The following is a 20,207-nucleotide window of genomic DNA, read 5'->3' as shown; positions in this document are numbered from 1 at the left end:
CCAAGGCTTTATTTCTCCATAAACGTGGTCAGCGTCATGGTCTGGTTATGCAATCGACACTCGCCGGAAGCCAGTGGCGATAATTCTCCATACGAATAAAACCCGACCTGGGTTGTGCCATTAGGAAAGGCTTCAAAGGTCGATTCCGTTTCTTCTTCGGTACGCTCTCCAAGCAATAGCCGTCGGCCAACACAACTGATACTGATGGTGACCACATGATCTTTGTCTGAGGGTTGCTGGACAAAAACACTGTTCTTGACTATTTCACCCGCTTCACTGGCGCTGTTAATCAGCCGGTCAAAATTGGCACGCATCAATTGCGCGTAATACCCAACCGGCATGTCGCCCGCAAAAATCAGGGCATTTTCCTTCTCATCGATCCCAAGGATGGTGCGCACCACCGGGGTCGCATCTTTTTCAGCGTGGTCCCAGATGGCCAAAGGGAACAATAAACCCGAGGCCGGCAGTTCGGCCGCACGTTCACCCAGGTATTCCTTATACAGGGACAAGGCTGGCTGGTTATCCAGTTCATAAAGGATATTTTGCTCAGATCGCGTGATATGACGCGCGGGCCCAAAAATATCCCAACCGCCTTTGGACGCATGGGCTATGGTAATGTGTTCGCCATAAAAACCGACTGCCACAATATGATCGGTGATGATTTCGCCGTTAAAAATAGTCCAGGTGTTTTTAAAAGCGCTGCTGTCGCCTGCCAGGCCTCCCGAGATGAGCATCCCCTTCCCTTGCGAATTCAACCCTTTGACCAAATCCGAACCATTAACCTTTAAGCCGTCGGACAGGACAAAAATACTTTGCAAATCATCGCGCATCAGTTGTTCGGCAATGTGTTTGCCTGCAGCAAAGGAGTCCTGGTTATTTTTGACTTCTGCCTTGGCAATCTGAATTGGGGTTTTATCAAATTGAATAATGACCACCGAGAGGCTTTTGTCAAAAATACTGGGTCCGAAAATTTCACCCGCGGTGGAACACCCAATCATTTTGGCTTTCTTATAAAACGACGCCAATTCCTTAATGGGGGCTGGGTTGTTGTAAAAATCCGGGGCGGCGAATACAATGATAAGGGACTGCTCAGAATCCAGTTCCGGGAAGTGATCGACACTCCATCCTTTGTCTTCAACATACTGAAACGCCTTGACTTCCATGCAGACTCCTTAGGCTATGTTGCTGTTTCCATAAGTATTTAAAGAATTATAGCCTAAATTTAAGACTGCTGAGGCCGGATAAAGGCTTTTATGCCTCATTCCGTCAAAATGGAGCTTGCTTTTTTCCGTAAAAAAGGTTTAATTGCCCCTTCCTTAATTGTTTTGAAGAATTACCATGTTATCTAAATTGGGAATGTTTAAAGACTATGTGAACGTTGGTAAGGTTAAAACGGGCTTAAATTCAGCCGCTTTACTTGCCTCATTGTACCAGCTCTACACTAATCCACATGAACACACTGCGCTGTTTTTCTTTGATCTTTGTACCCATGGGTTTACCCTGTTAAGTATGCGCGAGAATGCCACTGACCTGGAAAAAGGGGCCGCTTTATTATTCAATGCCGGCCAGGAGTCCAATCTAATTGGCTCACTGGTTACTGGCAACAAGGTACTGCCGATTCCTGTGAGCTTAGCCGATCTCGGAGTCCATCTTTTAAACATTGTTACGGCCCCCTTGCCAAACGACAATGAAGAAAATCACGCGCAGGACGCCACAGTCCAGGCTAAAATGAACTAATGTCGGATTGACTTCATGGGCTGCACACCGTGCAGCCCAATCCCGCTGACTCAAGACTTTTCGGTCATTTTTTCTGCAACAAAACGCCCAACCAGTTGTGAAATGAAAATAGCCATGTAAGCCTGACCACAAAAAGCTTCCATCCAGGTCAAGGTCTGCATCACAGGCTTGGTGGCTAAAATATCCCCAAACCCAACGGTAGTCAGGGTACTAAACGAATAGTAAATTGCCCGCACCTCCTCATGGGGCCGTAAACCGGAAAGGGACTGATTATCGAGCACATAAATCATAAGATAGAGATAGGCGAAGGCTAAACCGATAAAGACATAGGACGACAGCGATCCAAACAGGGTTGTGATGTTAATGGACTCGTCCTTAAGGGTCAGACGTAAGCAGGCGACGGTCATCAACACGAAAAAAACCATGGCGAGAAAAGATTTGAATGCCTCAATGGGCAATTGCGACCCCCAGACATTAATGATCATCTGGCTTGCCACCTGCAATATGCCGAGCACCGTAAGCCAGAACAATAAACGATGCTCCTGTTCGCCTATTACCACAAGGCTGGTAACAATGAGAATGACCAGAACAAAATCGGTCAGACGCCACAAATTCACCTGTGCCTCCACGGCTTTGGTCAGGCAAAAGAGCAGTAAAACAAAAAAGAGAAATAAAAACCTGAGTTTTCTTAAAAGCGTGAACATTCCATGATATACCCTGCTTGAGATACTTCTGTTTTGACACATTTATCGGGCATTGACAACTACTGATGAGTCAGGGACTGTTCAGATGACAATGACTCACTTTCCAAACCAAATTCCAAAAGAATCGCTGATTTATTTGTTTCTAACTCAAGCGCAATAGCCTGTAGCTTTGATTTGTCGCTGCCAGCCAGAATAATTTGTTGCAACAGGCTTTCACTTTTGGTGGTCTTTACCTCAAACGTCCGGGATTTTTTGATGAACTGCTGCATCTTATCCGTCAGTGCATCGAGCGGCGAATCATAGCCCTGGTGCAGGGCGTTAACCGCGTTAATCAGCAATTGCACTTTCACTGCTTTTTCAATGTAGGTCGACAACGCAGGGGTTAACTTCGTAGGCTTATTAAAAAACGAATTGGTATGTTGGTTGAGTCCTGTATTGCCTGGGTGTTCAATCATCGCGGTATAAAATTCCCATAAGGTATTATTATCCTGAATATGAAAGGCGGTTAAGCAGATGGATGCGGCAATCAGACGAGACGAATTGACATCGTTTTTTGGCAAATGGGCAAGCAGCAAGCCGGTGATCGCTTTAAGCCTGCTCATGTCACTGTCCTCATCCAGAATAATCTGATGAATAGCTGCCATGATTTGCATCACGCTCTTGTCGTCTATCCCTTTACAATCCGCTATCCTGGTGTAGATGAGGCCTGCAAGCTGATTAACGGTTGGGGAATAATGGCTTACATAAGCAGCCAGCTGGGCGACTAAATCACGGGCAAATAGCACGGTGATATCCGACGGGTCCCTGCTCTTTAAGTCAACAATAGCCTGATCGAGCAGCTTGTCTCCCTTGGCAATGACGTTGTGCTTGATGCCTTCGGTTAGCAACTGCTGTTTAACGTCTTTTAAGGTTTTAGGGTGGTCTTTTTTACTGATTGGCGCTCCGATTTGTTGCCCTGACAATTTTTTGAGCAAATGCCTGTTTTGGGTCAAGCGGAAAATAGGCGCTAACGGTGGACTGATGTCGTTTCGACCCAGGGTTTTAAACGCCGGTTCACCTGCTATGGCTTTTAAATGATGAAATACGTTGGTTCTGGATAAAAACGACAAGTGATCCGCCATAAAAATACCGCAACTGACCAAATCCTTCTGGATCATGTTTTCCACTTTTTCTTTTGGGGTGCGCTCAAAGGGTGACTGAGGCACACTCACATAATACATGTAGGAGGCATGCAAGACTTTCGCCTTGTCCAGAAGAATAATGTAATTACGAAAAAATTGCAGGGCCCGTTTATCCATCACTGCGTCAAGGTTAAAGCAGGAAATGCCTTTAGGAGTGACCACATGATCAACAACAGTCCAGTGGCCATCAAGCAACACAGCCAATTGAAAACGAAGCCCGGGAGGCAGTTTGTGCGCGTTGGTCGTAAGAAATTGAACTAATCGGAGAAGATCCTCGTTTTTTTCAGTCACTATCTCTCCGCGTTCATCTTGCTCGTATTCAATCACCTGATAGTAGAAGGGCCATTGTTTTTTATTCCGTTTCTCTGCTTTTAACCCCAAAATCACCCTCATAACATCTGCAGGCCACACAATGCCTGTAATATCATGATGGTGTTTGTGTAAATTGTTTTTGGTCATCACTATCGCGTGGACTAACTCTTTTTGTGATGGCGTGGTTATCTCTTGTTTGCTTTCCATAAGGCTGGGCTAAACGCAAAGTATTACATTTATTATACATTATGTTTATTAGTTATTCCTTTGATAATTACTAAATTATGTTCATTTTAATTACCGCTATCTCTTATGGAAACGCCGCATCACACCGCCTTAAAAAGCATCAAAAACCCGATGATGGTAAGCATCATTCCAAAAATGCCATTCCAGGCAGGTGCTGGTATAGAATGCCCTGAGCATGGCCGTTTTGAGCGTCTCCGGGGCTTGAGCGGCCAACGCATCAAAAATCGCGATTGCCTGATCGACAGCCTGGCTAAATTCCTCGCTGGAGTAAGTTTCAATCCAGCGGGAAAAGGGATTATCGCCACAGGCATCCCGGGCGATGGAGCACCCGGTTTCACGATAAACCCAAAAACAGGGCAATACTGCCGCTACCGCGACTTCAACAGGCAAAAGGCTGCAGGTCTGCAGCAGGTAACTGGTATAGCTTAAGGTGGCCGGCGTGACTAAGCCTGTGTCGTTAAAAGCAAATTCCTTTTTAAAATAACAGTGCACCACTTCCTGTTCGGCAACAAAAACAGATTCTGCAAAACCTAAAAACTGGCGGACATAAGCCAGCGGACTCTTCGCGGCAATCAGTGCATGGCAACGGGCAAAATCCTTAAGATACAAACTGTCCTGCTCAAGGTAATAGGCAAAGGTGGATGACGCCAGGCTTCCATTAGCCAGAGCCTGATTAAATGGATGCGTAAGAATGTTGTGAATAACCGGGGTTGCCATTTGCCAGGCTTTTTCAGACAGTTTCATTAAAAAATTCTCCATTTAGAGCATACAAATGATCAACCGGCCCAAACCCCTGGCCGATTGACAGACCTGCCGAGGCCGCAATGGCGCCCGACAAATAGGCCTTGGCATGCAGGCAGGCCTCATGAGGCAGATGCCCTTTGGCAAGGCCCGCCGCAATGGCGGCTGACAAGGTACAGCCTGTGCCATGTGTGTTTTTCGATTGGATGCGAGGACTGTGCAGCCATTGCGACGTGCCTTGCTCGTCAAGAAAGAAATCCAGGCAATCGCCCTGTTGCAAATGACCGCCTTTAATTAGCACCGTTTTCACTCCCAATTGTTGAATCCGGGCGGCCACGGAAGGCATGTCCGACGTGCTGTTCACTTCCATGCCAGTCAATTTGGCCGCTTCAGGCAGGTTGGGGGTGATGACGTCTACGACAGGAATCAGCTGCTCCTTTAAGGCCCTGACCGCTTCCTCCTGCAATAACGGATCCCCGCTTTTAGCAATCATCACCGGATCAAGTACAATGGGGATGTCCGCTGCCTGCTTTTTCAGGAAAGCGGCGACCAACTCAATGATTTCGCTGGAGAAAAGCATACCGATTTTAACGCTGTGCGGTCGAATGTCCTCAAAAATGGCCTGCAACTGCTCTTCAATGCAGGAAAGGGGAATGGCATAGCAGGATTTGACCCCGCAGGTATTTTGTACAGGCAGGGCCGTGAGTACCGTCATGCCATAACAGCCAAAGGCGGCGAAGGTTTTTAAATCCGCCTGAATCCCGGCGCCGCCGGAGCCATCAAAACCGGCTATTGACAGGGTGTTACAGCGCATAATCCCTCTCCTCAAGTGGTGTTTGATACAGGGCATCAATGAACGCGCTCTGAAAGCTGGCTGGCCCATTCGCCAAACCATGAGCTGCCTGGCCGCAGAGTCCGACATAGGCTGTAGCCGCAGCAGCGGCTTCGTAAAACGTGCTTTCCATCGCGGCAAAAGCCGCAATGATGGCGGTCAGGGCACACCCCATTCCCGTGACCAACGGCATCAGCGGTGAACCATAGGCGACATGGCAACAAAGCCTGCCATCGGTAATAAAATCAACGGGACCGCTGACCACGACAATCGCTGAAGTCTGTTGCGACAGACTCCTTGCTGCGGTAGATGCGGCCTCCACTGAATGAAGCGTTTCTACTCCCTTGCTGACGCTTTTATCTGCCATCAACGCCATGATTTCACTGGCATTACCGCGAATGATGGCGGCCTGGGGTGCAAGTTGCCGAGCTGTCAATGTCCGGATTTGACTGGCTCCTGCCCCCACCGGATCCAGGATGATGGGTTTCCGGTGAATGGTGGCAAGGCGGCAGGCTTTGTCAATACGTTCAATGAACTGTCTGTCCAGGGTGCCAATATTGACGTAGAGTGCCCGTGACATGGCAACCAGTGCCTCAAGCTCGTCATCGGCCTGTGACATGATCGGCGCTGCCCCCAGTGACAGCAGGCTGTTGGCTACAAAATTCATGGTGACGGCATTCATTAAACAGAGCACCAAAGGCTTCTCAGCGCGCAAGCGCTTAAGCCGGGTATCCAGTTGATAATGCATAATAATTCCTTAACGTTGTAATGCACGAAGTGTCTGAATTGCCAGAACGGGATCAGGCGCATCATGAATAGCCCCGATAACAGCAACACCTCTCGCGCCGGCAGCCATAACCGCTTTCAAATTGCCGGCATCAATGCCGCCGATACCAATGAGAGGATGCCGCGATTGCTTAGCCAGCCGATGCAGGCCTTCAATCCCCCAATGCCGTCGAACATTGGTTTTATTGTTTGTGGGAAAAACCGCACTCGCAGCCACGTAGTCGGCGTCGACTTGATTGGCTTTCACCAGGTCCCCCATGGATTCCAGTGAAAGGCCGATGATCCGATGATGACCCAGTTGCTTTCGGGCTTTTCCTGGACAACCGTCGTCCGCACCCAGATGCACCCCGTCCGCATTGACGGCTAAGGCCAGATCGATGTGATCATTAATAATTAGGGGAATGTGCAGGGGTGAAAGCAAAGCTTTGAGTTTGACGGCAAAACGAAAAAGAAAGGCCGCTGAGGCCTTTTTCTCACGCAGTTGCACCGAGGTTACGCCGGCTCTGGCGCATGTTTCTACAAAACGGAGGTAGTCATCGAGAGCACAAGCCTGCCGATGGGTTACCAGCATCAACTGGTAAAATGGCACTGACATTCAATCCTCCTGGTTTAAAATGCTCCATAAGCAAACAAAGAGGAATGACAGACAAGGCCCATGACAGAGGGCTTTATCTTTCACACTCCCTCCGCAGGCATTATCCAGAGCAGGTTATAAGGGTTAAGTCTCAGCTTTGTCAGGACAAAGCACCCCTGGTGAAAACAGGTTCATGATAAGAGATCGGTAATTTTTGTCAATGGTGGCGAGAGCGGCCTGTCCACCTCATCGTCCGGGAGGCGTTACACTCCTAAACGTGCGCCGTACACCTGATACAACAGGAACAGGCCAATCAGAAGATAAACCACGGCAATCACCATGAAAGCCACTGGACGACGCTGCCACCATTGCCCCATGCGAAGCGAAACATCCGGGAAAGCCATGCGGATAATTCCAGCGATAATGGCCAGCCAACCAATAAGGGTGATAATAACAGGCCAGCCCATGACCCAGACGTTATGGCTTATGACTAACAGCAAACCGATCACCAGACTCACCAGGCCCATAAAAAACAACAAGGCGCGCTGACTTAGTATGTCCGAAACAAGGCCTGCCATCAGACGTTGGCGCAAAAGGACAATCAGGCTGACAATCACCAAATACCAACCGATGACGGCGGCTAAAAAATACGTGGATGTCATGGTCGTTCTCCAACTCATTCTATACTAAAATTATAGTAAATTTTGTGAACATATTGTTGATTATCAATGCTATTCCACTTATAAGCCACCAAAATAAGTCTGGTATAAACCCAGATAGCGGCTATCGCGATCAATTTGTTTAATTTGGCTGTTAATTTGCTGGATTAACGTGGCATTTTTTGCCGACGCCATGATGGCTATTCCATCGCCGACCGGCATCGGTTTACCCAGGGTCTTAAATTGCCCGCCGCCATTCTGCACCCAGTACGCCGCCGTCGACTGATGAAAAAAAGCCGCTGCCACTTCGCCGTGTTTCAGTGCTTCAATCAAATCTTCCATGTCATTGTATAATTCGATGCTGAATTGGCCGGGAAACGTATCCTTAAGGTATCGGTAAAAAACGCCTCCGTCTTCTGCCCCGCGAATCACCCCAACCTTGTTGTCTGCCAATTGGGCGATGGCATCCAGGGTGCTGTCGCTTTTTATTAAAAACTGCCCTGCGCTTATCATGTAGGGGAGACTGTAGATGAGGTTGTCGCTGTTTTTGGAATAAATGGTAATGCCGCCAATGGCGATATCGATTGTTCCCTGCTTTAATGCCGTAAATAATTCATGGTAATCCATGGGAACAATTTCACAATCCTGTCTTAATTTTTCACAGATAATGCGGATAATGTCCAAATCAAAGCCACTATTGGCGGCGGTCACAAACGGCGGATAGAAATAGACAGTCCCCACTTTTAAATTGGCTTGAACGGGTAAAATCCACACCAGCATCCACAGACCAAGCAGCCATTGCACCCATGACTTCATTACATACCCCCCAACACATCATCCAGCAGATCCAGGTATTTTTTGTCGACCTGATACTCCTTGTGCAGGTATTTATGAATAAACAAGGTCAGGGCTGAGGATTTCGACGACGGCGCTTCGTTAGCCTGTAATTCCCTGGCCAACGTCACAGCCGCTGTCAGTACCGCCATTTCTTCCACCACGGGACCAATCAACAGGGTTTGCTCATCCATGGGCAGGGTTTTGAGACGGCGAGTATCCTCGATTAACCCTTTGAGGCTTAAGCCAAACAAGGCATTGCCCACCTCACCAAGCGGGGTGAGTAACTGCGACAGGTGGGCAAACAGAATGTCATCCACATTCAGTTTATGAATGTCTTTTAAAATCTGCATCCACAGTGTAAAGTGTGTTCCTTCCCAGTTCTCACACACAATACAGTCGCGCAACAGTCTTGGCAGTGAAGAAAACGTTTCGATGGTGCCATTGCCAGCCAGAATATCCAGGCAGTGATGAATGTTTTCCACCGATCGCTTGGCGGTAAAGTACTTATTGATATTGGCGAGTGTTCGAAGCAACAATTTGTCCCTGGTATCCACATGATCTGATGCATCCAGCTCATCCTGACAACGCACCATATGAAAAATACTGGCCATCATGGCCGTGTTTTCAGCCTGGATATGAGCAAGCGTTTCCTTGACTAAAGGATAATGAATCAGGGGCTTACCAAAAGATTGCCGATTACAGGCATAATAATAAGCGGTCTGGCAGGCCCGCCTCGCCATACCCAGCACCGAGAAGGCGTTAAAGATACGGGATAAATGCAGAACGTTCTCCATCACCAGATGAATGCCCTGCTGCACCTCTCCCATGGGGTAAGCCACCGCCTGCTCAAAATCAATTTCTCCTGTCGCCATGGAGCGGGTGCCGATTTTCTGTTTGAGGCGTCGAATACGGTAGTGATTGAGGCGGCCATCCGGCAGGCGTTGCGGCACCAGAAACAAACCCAGCCCCTTCGTACCCGCAATGCCGTCATCGTAACGCGCGGTTAATAAAATTAAATCGGCATTGGCATTGGAACAAAACCATTTCTCGCCTTCAATTCGCCATTGTTTCCCTTCGTCCTGATACGCCCGGCAGGCATTAGCGCCGACATCGGAACCACCCTGAATCTCGGTAAGAAACTGCGCACCGGTAAAATTGTCGGAAAAAGAAGGATGGCTTAATTTGTCAAGAAAATCAGCGGTTTCAGGCACATTGGCCTGCTGATTCAGCACGCGGATAACCCCGGCGGAACAGGCAATGGGGCAATGATGCCCCGCTTCGCCCGCATGAGAGGATAACAAAAAGAGGCTTAGGGTTTTAAGCATTTCACCCGGTTGCAACAGGTAAGCCATCAGGCCAGAACCGTAAATGATATTACCCGCGTCCACATAGGAAGGATGATGAATGACCCGATCGGCGCGCTCACCAAAGGCATTGTAATGTTCAACCGCAGGCAGGTTATTGTCCTTGTTATTCTCCATAACTACCGTCTCAAGCCCGGGAATACGATCGGCATATGCCTTAAGTCGCTGAATGAATTCGGGATCCTTTGCAAAATAACATTGGTAGGTGTGCATGAGCGACGAATCGGGCCGCAGCAAATTATCCTTCAATTGGGTTTCCCAGTGATGAAACTGCGCCCTGGCTTCCCGGTAATCCCTTACCTCACTCATCCAACCTCCTGACTGGTTACTCGTCCTGCATCAAACGTTGCGATACCTTTCTCTAAAAAGATTTACTCTATTCTTAATTCCGCTGCAACCTTTAATCCTGTAAAATTTGCAAACGGGCACTGTTTGGCGCCAGCCGTTGTGCGATGTGAATGGCGGACACAATCGCATCCTCATGAGAACCAATGTCATTCATCCACATGCCGGCAAACCAGAGATTGTACTGTCCCTGCTCAGCCTGCGCTGCTTTTTGCGCTGCAAAAAAATCCTTGTCAGTGTAGGGATGCTGGTATTTAATCAAGGCATAGAGGTTTTTAGGCAAGGTACTGCCTTTATCACCCGGCGCACGAATATCGTGCGTGACCCAGCTTTTGAAAACCGGGGTCTTGCTCTTCCATTTTTTGTAAATGGTCATGGCCGCGTTCACCCCGTTGTAACGGACATTGGCTACCCGCCAATCCTTTTCTTGCGGAGGCATAAACCGCTTGTCGCCATGAATAGCAATCTGGGTATCGTAATACCTGACTCTGGCCAAGGTTTTCATCAGTGCCTCACGCTCGGGCAGGGCTCGCATCAATTGGGCCGCTGTGTTGGCATTGGTGGCGAAAACCAGGTGATCGAATTCGCGGCGCGTGCCGTTTTCTTCCTCAATGACATACACACCCTGCTCAAAAGTAATCTGGGCAATACGGCTGTTTAATTGAACGCGGCTTTTCTTAAGATCCTGACTCAGGCGCTTCACATAACTGGACAAGCCGGTTTCCACTTCGAACCATTCATTGCTGCTGTTGTCATAGCTGGTCACCATGTACTGCAGCACGCTGAAAGCGGAGAACTGCCGTATCTCATCGCTGGTCACGCCCCAACCAGCGGCCAGGAAAGGGTATAAAAAGGTGTCTTTGAATACGTCGGTGATGTGAATATGATCAGCCAATGCCTCAAGCGTTAAGTCGCTGTCTTTTTCTTCGATTACATGATGACCAACATCCAGCACGACCTTCAGGTTCATGATCTTTCTAAGGTTGGCAGGCGTCAGCGACTGCCATTCCACCTGACCGTCATGATAGGGAGGCAGGATGATTAACTCACTGCCGTCGGTTTCGTAATAGGTCGTCACCAGTGTAAACGGCTTGACCGGAATTTTATAAAAATTCAATAGGCGCATGAAATGCGGATAGGCATAGCGATTAAAAAATTCAGCCCCCGCTTCCACCACGATTTTTTTGCCGTCAACCTCAACATCAATGGAGTTGGCATGTCCACCCAGGCGATCCTGTGACTCATAGAGGGTAATCTCGTGATCCTGCTCAAGCAACCAGGCACTGACAACCCCGGCTGCACCACCGCCGACAATGGCTATCCGGTCCGCCCACACCGCATTGTGCAAGGAAAAGAGAAAAAGAATACCGGGAATAATGAATTTTGACATAAGCGCTCCTTGCAGTATCGGTAATAAAAAGGCGGCCTAGCATACTAATCCCTGCCATGCTGGCTGTCAATTTTGGCTACCGTCTGCAAACGACGCCATAAACGGGCCTTGATCAAGGGCCAGTCATCAGCCAACAGGCTGAAAACCACCGTGTCGGTGATGAGTCCCTGGTGATGAATCATGTGTTGACGTAAAACACCCTCTTCGGTAGCTCCCAGTTTTTTTAAATTATTGTATGAGCGTTTGTTGCGTGGGTCCGTAGCCACCTGTATGCGGTTAAACTGCCATTGCTCAAAGGCCTGCGCAAACATCAGCGCCAGCACTTCATGATTGGCGCGCCCACCCCAAAGCGCTGGCGTCAACCAGCCGTAGCCGATTTCAAGGCGCCGATGCTCAGGGACAATGTCGTAATAACTGTAGCTGCCAAGTACCCGTTCGTCTTTCAAGCGGCGAATGACGTAGGTGAGTTGCGTCTGTTCAGCCTGTTTGTTGAGGTTGTCTAAAAACCATTGCTCAAAAAAGTCGCCCTGGGCCTTCATCGGCATGTAAGTCCAGATGCGCTCATCATCTGCCGCCTGCCGCAATGCCTCGCCATGGGCGGGCAAAAGCGGCTCGAGGCCCAGGGTGTTCCCCTGGAGGGGAGGTAGGGATAACGTAATCATTCCATCACGCGTGCATTTTAAAGAGCTCAAGCTTAGCATTAGTCAGGGCAAACGGGTATCAGCGGCCTGTGAACAGGCTTGAGGCCTGCGGCTAGCTCACCAATGCTTTTGAATTTTCCACTACTTCGTCCACCCGCGGGTAAGCGTCATTGAGTATCCTCACCGTGTTTTTCAATTGCTGCACATTCACATACTCCGTATACCCACCCTCCAGCTGCCAGTAAACACGGCACAGTGTATCAGGATATTTCTTGACCATATCGACAATTTTTTGAGTAAAATGAATTAAATCTTCATCACTAAAACGCCGGCTATGACTCTCCTTTGAGCCAAGGGTATACTCCTGATCGATTTCCTTACCGCAGGGAGCCTCTTCTTTTTCGTGCGAATCCCAACCGGTCGGCAGAAAAAGCATGATTTTTTCTTTCTTTTTCGCGGCATAGGCCAGCAGGCGTTCCAGTTCTTCCAAAGCGTAGTGCAAGGCGGCATGGCATCCCCTGCGTTGCCGTGAGCAGGAGGCTAAGTCCACACTGTGGTAGCACTTATTCCCTTTTTGCCATACCCTGCCCTCCTCTTCAATCGGCGTCCCCATGCGTTCCCGCAACACCGACTCACCCTGCCAGGGGTAAACCCGGGAATCATAAATGTCGATGTGGGTAAAGGGCTGCGTTGTCGTCTCTGCCATTAGCACACTGTTTAACCCATCATCGCGGTTAATATCCGTACCAATGATGACCGCATGAAAAGGAACGTCTGCCGTTAACTCCTCATACGCCATGACCACAGCCAATTTGTTTAGAAGGCAAAAACCCGCCCCCCGATCGCGGTAAGCATGATGGGTCGGCAATCCCAGACAAAAATTAAATTGCTGGCGCTGTTCCAGTGTGGTCAGGAGTTCATGAATCAGCACTTCAAAGGTTAAATGACCGCAGAGAATGTCGGTATCGATTTCTTTTACTTCACGGGGAGCCAATGTGGCACAGGTTTTGATTAACGACAGCAGGTAAGCCTGATCATGCACTTTAAGCAGCGCTTTAAGTACCGGATTATCATCCGGAATGGCGTCAAAAGCCGCCTTGGCCAGCTTGGCATCCCGGCTGCGAATCGCCTGGCATAACACGTGCCAGGGCAAGCGATCCACCCAGTGGTGACTCAAGAGAGACATCGTTTCTGTTATTTGCTGGGGAGCCAGTTCAGTCTTTAGGGTTTTAACCAATTTAAGCAAACGCGCCAGTTGATCCTGCTTTCCCCCCGCATACAGGCCTCGCATCGCAAGGATTTCATCGTAGGCAGGAACCTGGCAGGTCATTGCAGGCGGGGCGTCTTTTTTTAGCAGTTGCAGTTCAATAACCTGCTGAGTCAACTGCTCCATGGTTTTAATTTGCCGAAGAATGACGTATTGATCCTCATTATCGAGACCGGTAAAAAGAGAGGACGATTTGATTTCCTCAAGGTGTTGGCTGCAGGCTTTTAAGCCTTGGAAAAAAGCAGGGTTGTGGTGGCTGAACTGATAAGCCCACTGACTCAGGCGCTGCTTTTCAGCCAGCACGGCATTGGTTTTGTATTGGTAAAGTAATTTCTCGAATTTCATGGGCCGATCCTTGGGGGAAACTGAATCAATTTACTTTGCACTACCCAAGCAGGAGAAGCAAGCCGACTCAGAGTGGTTTTAAGGCTTTGCTTTGATTGGTCAGGACGGCAAAAACACTTCGACCCTCATTTTTGTAAATGAGTTGATCAAAACAATAAGTGGCCGCGTAGGCTATACCGCGGCCGCTTCTGGCATCGGATAAATTCTTATTCATGAAGAGGTAGGGCTTGTAATCAAAACCCAGGCCCGGATCGGTGATGTTGATAAAAGTACCCTCTTCCTTTTTATAAATGGACAATTCAATGTGCTTGCCTTTAAAGGCAGGATCACGCAGCCTTCGGTTTAACTCGGCAAAATAGTGCCTGTCAGCAATGAGCTGTTGTTTTAAGTCAAATCCCAACTGATAGATGCCATGCTCAAACGCGTTCAGCAGCAATTCATAGACGCCGCGGCGAAGCTGCGGCGTATTCTCCGAAGCCATGGCGATCGCTTTGGACAAGGGCACCACCTGGCGAATGTGGTTTAAAACAAATTTCCCCGTGTTCAGGGTATTAATAAAATCCAAACTCTGGGCCTTATGACGTTGCTGTTGCTGTTGGAGCGTCGTTAAACAACCGCTGAAAAAGTCCCGTGACAGAGGCGGCTTAAGCACCGTCAGGTTGCGGCTGTACTTTTTAGTGATGGTGTCCTTGTTGTCGGTAATGACAATAACAGAAGCATCAGAGGCCATCATTAAGTACTTCAGGTGATAGGAAATGTCGAGTGAGTCAGGGATTAACACAATCAGATCATGATTTATCAGGCGCAGCCGGTGCCATCTTAAATCATCAAAGACGGCGTAATGCGAATTGACCAGAAAGGACTTGTCGATAAATTCAAGGTGCTCCTTGTCATTCGTGTTGTTGGTTACAATTAGCATGATTATCGCTCCACAAGCCCGCTGTCCATTGAACGGTAAATGGGCTTTAGCAGGTACTCGAGTATCGTGCGCTCGCCCGTAATAATTTCCGCCTTAATCAGCATCCCTGGCATCAGGTACTTTTTCTCATTTTTAACCACCACGTAATTCTGCTTCAGGCGGACTTTACCTTCGTAATAAGGTTCCGCACTCTCCTTGTCATCGTTTAATGTTCCTGCGGAAATGTGGTAAAGATCCCCTTTAATCAGGCCGTATTTGATGTAGTCGTAGGCACTGACTTTAATCCATACCGGATCACCCAGTTTGACATGGCCAATGTCGTTTGGACTGATGTGCAGGGTGGCAATCAACGGGGTATTGAGGGGCACAATTTCAAATAATTTTTTATTGGGGTAAATGGATTCCCCCACTTCATTAACGTACCGGGCATTGATAATTCCAGCCACCGGCGCACGCAGATGCCGGCGATTGGATTTTTGCTTCAGTTTTTTAATAAGCTCATTATTTTCATTAATTTCTTCCTCAATTTGTTCGTATTGATGGTTCAAGGTATTTTTTCGGTTGGCATCATAGGAATTCAGTTTAAAACGAAACTCCTGGACAGATTTTTCAAGCTTTTCTATTTCAAGCCCCATGGCGGTAAATTCCCGATTTAAAGCCAGAATGCGCTGCTCTTCTTCAAGCATTTTCAATTTTGAGGCATGACCTTCATTAGCCAGCGTTTTATACATAGCCCTGATTTTCGTCGCAATTTCAATTTCTTTAGCGCGGTATTGACGATTGGAACGCAGGGTTTTTAGATGGATTTCCTGCTGGTTTAATTGCTTGGTCAGAATGGTTTTCTCGGAATTAGCTGCTTTCAGCATATCCTGGTAAATGGCCATCTGCTCCTTAATCAGCTGGCTGTCTTTGGTGTATTGGTCAAACTGAGGCGTCTCACCGTTTAGCGCACTTTTCAGGCGTTCTTTTTGAAATTTAAGCATCAGGTTTTTACTTTCCACCCTCGCAACATCCTCCTTAACCCCGATGCCATCTAGGGTCAGCAGGATCTGTCCCTCGCTCACGGCCTCCCCTTCCTTGACCAGAATTTTTGTCACCACACCGCCGTCGAAATGCTGAAGGGTGATGATGTTTTTCTGCGGCTGGATTTCACCCTTGGCAATGGCCGCCTCCTTAATGGACGTCACGGAGGCTATGGCAATAAAGCCCAGGAGAATCACCATAAAAATAAGCGACATGGTTTTAATGAGACTGGGGTTGAATAATTCATGGTTTTTGGACGTTTGATACAAAAAAATGTCGTTTTCTTTGTTTAAAACCAGCGGCGCTTTGTTTTTATCCTGTCTGATTTTATGGGTAACCATGAGCTTCTGAGCGCTCGATCCTCCCCTCACCTGCCGGTAGAGGCGAGCAAAGGGCGTTTTAATCGCCTTCATCCACTTCCTCATTCGTCCCTCGTTGCGTTTGTTCATGGCAATTTACTTTTAAGCGTAATGGTCTTATCCGCCATGCGGCGAATCTGGTCATCGTCGGTCACCATGACGATGGTTTGTTCATGGCGCCACTGCTGTAAATCGGTTAAAAATTTATGCCAGGTCTTAGCCGAGAATGCATCCTTGTTTAAGCCATCAATCAGCTTGATGGCGGCATTGCTGGCATACAATTTCACTATCGCCATGTATTTAAGCCACTTTTTCGATAAATGACCCGGGTTATCGGCACTGATGTAAGTATTTAAACCCTCGGCCAGTTTGCTGACTTCATCCCCCATAAACAGTGAATCAAACAAGTCATCCACATCCTCCCGGGTCAAATACGGATTAACCATTTGAATGTTGTCATAAATGGTGCCCTGGATAATATTCTCCGATTGGTGAATATAACAAATCTGATTTCTCAGTGAATGGATGTTTAATTGACTGATCTCGTAATCATCAATCAGAACCTTGCCAATGTTCGGTTTAATAAATCCGGTAATCAACTTCAGCAGCGTGGATTTTCCAGAACCGCTTTCGCCAGTAATCGCAATCAATTGACGAAGCCTGATATCCATCGAAAAATTTTTTAACACAAACTGTTTATTGGCATTATAAAACACACCAATATTGGCAAGCCGGATCCCCTTTTTGATTTCGATGGTTTTTTTAAGACCGCTGTGGGCATCGTATTCATCGGGCAGATCAAGAAAATTATCAATTTGCTGGATAGTCCGATACAGTTTTTCGGAGCGAACCATCGTCGATGACGCCACTTGAATGGGCGAAAAAATGCGCCAGGAAAGAAACACAGTCGCTAATAAAATATCCACGGTGATTTGGTTGGACCACACCAGGTAAATCCCTGTACACAAGGTGATTAGGATCCCCATGTTGGTGATCCATTTTCCATAATTGTCAACAAAATTACTGGCGAGCTCGGCCTTGAGATTATAATACGTGGCCTGTTCAGATAAGCCATTGAGTTTTCGTGTGTAATAACGCTCAAGCCCCTGATAATGCAGGGTATTCAATTTATCCAGATAAATGGCGGTGAGGTAGTACTTCTCGGTGTTGATCAAGGTGTTTTTTTTAATCCTTGCAGCCAGGATACGATGAAAAAACACGAGGCAAATCGCTAACAAAAGGAACCCGGCGGCAAAGATTACGGTAAACAGATAATGGAAATAACTGATTAGAATAATCATCAGCACTATGGCCGGCAACTCCAGCAGCGTTGAAAAAATAGGACCCGTGAAAAAATCGCGCACGGAGGAAAAAGAACGGATACGCGCTATCTGTGACGGCAGGGAGAGTTTTTCAATGATCGGCAGCGGTAACTGATTTAATTTATTCAGCACTTCATGGGTGACGATGTAGTCAACACGACTACCCAGCCAGGACAGCACACCCGCACGAAAATAGCGCAGCAGCTGCTCGCATAACAATAAGCAAATCACACTAACGGTAACCACCATCAGGTTTGAAGTATCATGCGATACAATCACCCGATTGTAGGTGTAAATAAGATAAAGCGGCATCACCAGTGAAAACAGATGAAGCACAATGGAAATGAGAACCAGTTTGCCAATCACATAGCGAAAGCGGGCCAGCAAAGCCACGAACCAGGATCGTCCCAGGAATTTGAGCACACCCCGACTTAAATCAAACCGTTCTTCCGCAAAGGGCTCAAAGGTATAAACCAGATAGGTTTTATCAATCGCTAACGCATCAAATGCCGAGTAGGAATCGTTAAACGGGTCATAGCAGATGGTTGTCTGGTTTTCACGAAACAAAACCCGCACATGATTATCGATATCCGATCCTTTGATTAACAGGCAGGGGAATGTTAATTTTTCAAGCGTACTGCACCCCCGCGATTGCCGGCTCACATAACCCAATTGCGACAGGCCATTGGTGATGTTAATGATATTGGGCTTGTCGATTTGATGCGGAATCGATTTTAAAATGGTATTGAAATCATGGATGAGGGTGGGATTTAATTTAATGGTCAGTAAAATATAGGCATTGATATAAATATCAAAATCAATGTTTTTAAAGGAATAGTTTAAGCTTGAGAGGTTCGAAAGCCCTCTCATTATCTTTTCTTTTAATTGAAGCAGCGCATCTTTATTCATAAGCGCTCTCCTTTCATTTAGCGATGTCAAGCGAGTAATAGCGGCACTCGTCAAGCCGATAACAATAATCCGCAAGACTCACAAGATTATAATCATTGGAAATAATGAGGATAGCGGAGTATTCACGGATGGTTTTTAAAAATTTAAACAGCAACTGATACAGTTGTTCATCGACGTAATCGTCATCTGTATCCACAATAACCACCTTTGGCCTGAAAATGTAGCTGCGCACCAACAGAATCTTGACGCGAAGGCTTAAGGGTAATTCCTGTAGCGTCGTGGCGTTTAACACTGTCTGAAAACCATACTCCAGTTGCAGAATATCCTGTTTAATATGAAACAGCTGGCAAAGTGATTCGATTTCCTCATCGGCAATGTCTCGTCCGCCCGTGATGTTTTCCAAAATCGTGCCATTAATGAAATGCTCTTCCATGGTGATATAACCCACCGATCTGTAAAATTGTTCACTGCTTAACTGATACAGGGGATTGCCCAGTACACGGATATCACCGCTATCTGGCTTGATGGCGCCAATCAGCAGTTTCTTTAAAAGGGATCGCTGATGGCTGTTAATCGTCGTAATCGCTGCACATTGGCCTGTTTTTAATTGAATGGTTAAACCATTAATGGCGAGCTTATTGGTTTTATAGTTTTCCCTGACCGTGATTTTTTCAATATCCAGTGCATAAAAATGGCGCGTACGCAAATGGCCCTTGAGGTAAGTGCGCGTATTCTGATTATAAAAATCAAGCAATTTCTCATTGGAATTTAAGTAAGTGGCGACTCGAAACCAGAGCGTCAGCATTTCGCGGATGGGATTAGTCAGCCGCCCGGCAATAATTACCGTGGCAATTAAGGTTCCAAAGGTCAGGTAACCGGTTATGACCTGTGATGCACCAATAACCAACGTCGCAACAATCAGTATCTGGGTGGTGAATGTTGAAAAATTATACAAATAGGCCAGGCTGATGGACAGCTTGTAGGTGTTAACCACGGCCTTCCGCTCAATGATGTCCTGTTTTTGCAGGAGCAGCGATTCATTGGCATGCATTTTGGCAATAAAAATGGAACGTAAAAAATTAATAATCCCGGCCAGGCGTTTTTCGTCGGAACCTGATCGGTTTTTATGCTGCCTGATGAGGGATAGATTCATGTGGATAGCAATCAGGGTAAACACCAGCAATACACCAACAATCACCAGGCTCAATCTCAGGGATAACAGGGCAATCACGGCTAAAAACAGCACTAAAAATAAAATATCCACCAAGGCGACATATAGCTGACGGTAAATAAAATCATTGGTTTTCGATAACTCGTTAATAATCTCGCTCTTTTCAGCCAGGGTTAAATGGACTAATTTTTCAGGTTTAATGCGAGCAAATTGCTGTATGGCGTTGATAAACTCCACATGCTTGTTTTTGTTGGCATAATAGGAAATCAGGTTGCTGCGTAACAGGCGAAATAAAAACTCAAGCCCAATAAACAGGAAAGCCCCGAGAGTGAGGATAAAAAAAGTGGAAAAATTCTGGTTGGTTATGATGCGATCATAGGCCTGCAGGGTGTAAACAGGGAGTGCTAAGGCGCAAACGTTAATGCTTGTCGATAAAGCAATCAATAGGCCGTTTTCCCTGATTTTATGAAATAACACGCTGGTTGAAAAATGAATGAAACCCATTCTTTGGATCTGTAAATAATTTTGTGTAATTAGTCATAG

Annotated in this window: 18 protein-coding genes and 1 riboswitch; of the genes, 1 reads left to right on the top strand and 17 read right to left on the bottom strand. The window is 47.1% G+C overall.

What is annotated here, in order from left to right:
• Window positions 1–8: 8 nt before the first annotated feature.
• Window positions 9–1,163 carry an FIST signal transduction protein gene (locus tag GH742_RS06930; RefSeq protein ID WP_203456691.1) on the bottom strand — a complete coding sequence of 385 codons (1,155 nt, stop codon included), beginning with the start codon at window positions 1,161–1,163 and terminating at the stop codon, window positions 9–11.
• Window positions 1,164–1,338: 175 nt separating this feature from the next.
• Here GH742_RS06930 and GH742_RS06925 point away from each other — a divergent pair, with 175 nt between their 5' ends.
• Window positions 1,339–1,737 (top strand): hypothetical protein, encoded by a 399-nt coding sequence (locus GH742_RS06925; RefSeq protein ID WP_203456690.1) that lies wholly within the window; start codon window positions 1,339–1,341, stop codon window positions 1,735–1,737.
• Window positions 1,738–1,787: 50 nt separating this feature from the next.
• Here the strand turns inward: GH742_RS06925 and GH742_RS06920 are convergent, their stop codons facing one another.
• The 16 genes from GH742_RS06920 to GH742_RS06845 form a co-directional block, all read right to left on the bottom strand.
• Complete coding sequence (locus GH742_RS06920) at window positions 1,788–2,441, bottom strand: two pore domain potassium channel family protein (RefSeq protein WP_203456689.1); 654 nt, start codon at window positions 2,439–2,441, stop codon at window positions 1,788–1,790.
• A gap of 59 nt (window positions 2,442–2,500) precedes the next feature.
• Window positions 2,501–4,141, bottom strand: a complete 1,641-nt coding sequence (locus tag GH742_RS06915; protein ID WP_203456688.1) for a hypothetical protein — start codon at window positions 4,139–4,141, stop codon at window positions 2,501–2,503.
• Window positions 4,142–4,270: 129 nt separating this feature from the next.
• Window positions 4,271–4,924, bottom strand: coding sequence for a TenA family protein (locus GH742_RS06910; protein WP_203456687.1), 654 nt, complete (start codon window positions 4,922–4,924; stop codon window positions 4,271–4,273).
• Window positions 4,911–5,735 (bottom strand): bifunctional hydroxymethylpyrimidine kinase/phosphomethylpyrimidine kinase, encoded by an 825-nt coding sequence (gene thiD / locus GH742_RS06905; RefSeq protein WP_203456686.1) that lies wholly within the window; start codon window positions 5,733–5,735, stop codon window positions 4,911–4,913. The genes GH742_RS06910 and thiD overlap by 14 nt, the downstream gene beginning before the upstream one ends.
• Window positions 5,725–6,501: a hydroxyethylthiazole kinase gene (thiM, locus tag GH742_RS06900; protein ID WP_203456685.1), complete on the bottom strand. Its 777-nt coding sequence runs from the start codon at window positions 6,499–6,501 to the stop codon at window positions 5,725–5,727. The genes thiD and thiM overlap by 11 nt, the downstream gene beginning before the upstream one ends.
• 9 nt (window positions 6,502–6,510) lie before the next feature.
• Entirely contained in the window at window positions 6,511–7,134 is a 624-nt protein-coding gene (gene thiE, locus GH742_RS06895; protein WP_203456684.1) for a thiamine phosphate synthase, read from the bottom strand.
• Between the two features lie 68 nt (window positions 7,135–7,202).
• Window positions 7,203–7,301, bottom strand: a riboswitch (TPP riboswitch).
• 75 nt (window positions 7,302–7,376) lie between these two features.
• Window positions 7,377–7,775 carry a hypothetical protein gene (locus GH742_RS06890; protein WP_239005303.1) on the bottom strand — a complete coding sequence of 133 codons (399 nt, stop codon included), beginning with the start codon at window positions 7,773–7,775 and terminating at the stop codon, window positions 7,377–7,379.
• 78 nt (window positions 7,776–7,853) lie between these two features.
• Window positions 7,854–8,588, bottom strand: coding sequence for a transporter substrate-binding domain-containing protein (locus GH742_RS06885; protein ID WP_203456682.1), 735 nt, complete (start codon window positions 8,586–8,588; stop codon window positions 7,854–7,856).
• Window positions 8,588–10,282 carry an acyl-CoA dehydrogenase family protein gene (locus GH742_RS06880; protein ID WP_203456681.1) on the bottom strand — a complete coding sequence of 565 codons (1,695 nt, stop codon included), beginning with the start codon at window positions 10,280–10,282 and terminating at the stop codon, window positions 8,588–8,590. Before GH742_RS06880 ends, GH742_RS06885 begins: the two co-directional genes overlap by 1 nt.
• A gap of 91 nt (window positions 10,283–10,373) precedes the next feature.
• Window positions 10,374–11,708, bottom strand: a complete 1,335-nt coding sequence (locus tag GH742_RS06875) for an FAD-dependent oxidoreductase (protein ID WP_203456680.1) — start codon at window positions 11,706–11,708, stop codon at window positions 10,374–10,376.
• A gap of 44 nt (window positions 11,709–11,752) precedes the next feature.
• Window positions 11,753–12,370, bottom strand: coding sequence for a GNAT family N-acetyltransferase (locus GH742_RS06870; protein WP_203456679.1), 618 nt, complete (start codon window positions 12,368–12,370; stop codon window positions 11,753–11,755).
• A gap of 91 nt (window positions 12,371–12,461) precedes the next feature.
• Entirely contained in the window at window positions 12,462–13,961 is a 1,500-nt protein-coding gene (locus GH742_RS06865) for a hypothetical protein (protein ID WP_203456678.1), read from the bottom strand.
• Window positions 13,962–14,028: 67 nt separating this feature from the next.
• The gene (locus GH742_RS06860) at window positions 14,029–14,880 is read right to left on the bottom strand and encodes a hypothetical protein (RefSeq protein WP_203456677.1); all 852 of its coding nucleotides are present in this window, start codon (window positions 14,878–14,880) and stop codon (window positions 14,029–14,031) included.
• A gap of 2 nt (window positions 14,881–14,882) precedes the next feature.
• Window positions 14,883–16,316, bottom strand: coding sequence for an HlyD family type I secretion periplasmic adaptor subunit (locus GH742_RS06855; protein ID WP_203456676.1), 1,434 nt, complete (start codon window positions 16,314–16,316; stop codon window positions 14,883–14,885).
• A 32-nt stretch (window positions 16,317–16,348) separates the two neighbouring features.
• Complete coding sequence (locus tag GH742_RS06850; protein WP_203456675.1) at window positions 16,349–18,493, bottom strand: ATP-binding cassette domain-containing protein; 2,145 nt, start codon at window positions 18,491–18,493, stop codon at window positions 16,349–16,351.
• Between the two features lie 13 nt (window positions 18,494–18,506).
• Window positions 18,507–20,168 (bottom strand): ABC transporter transmembrane domain-containing protein, encoded by a 1,662-nt coding sequence (locus GH742_RS06845; RefSeq protein WP_203456674.1) that lies wholly within the window; start codon window positions 20,166–20,168, stop codon window positions 18,507–18,509.
• Between the last annotated feature and the right edge of the window lie 39 nt (window positions 20,169–20,207).

Source organism: Legionella sp. MW5194, assembly GCF_016864235.1.
GTDB lineage: Bacteria > Pseudomonadota > Gammaproteobacteria > Legionellales > Legionellaceae > Legionella_C.
The sequence above is the reverse complement of the archived record's forward strand: the minus strand, read 5'-3'. Positions and strand labels throughout refer to the sequence as shown.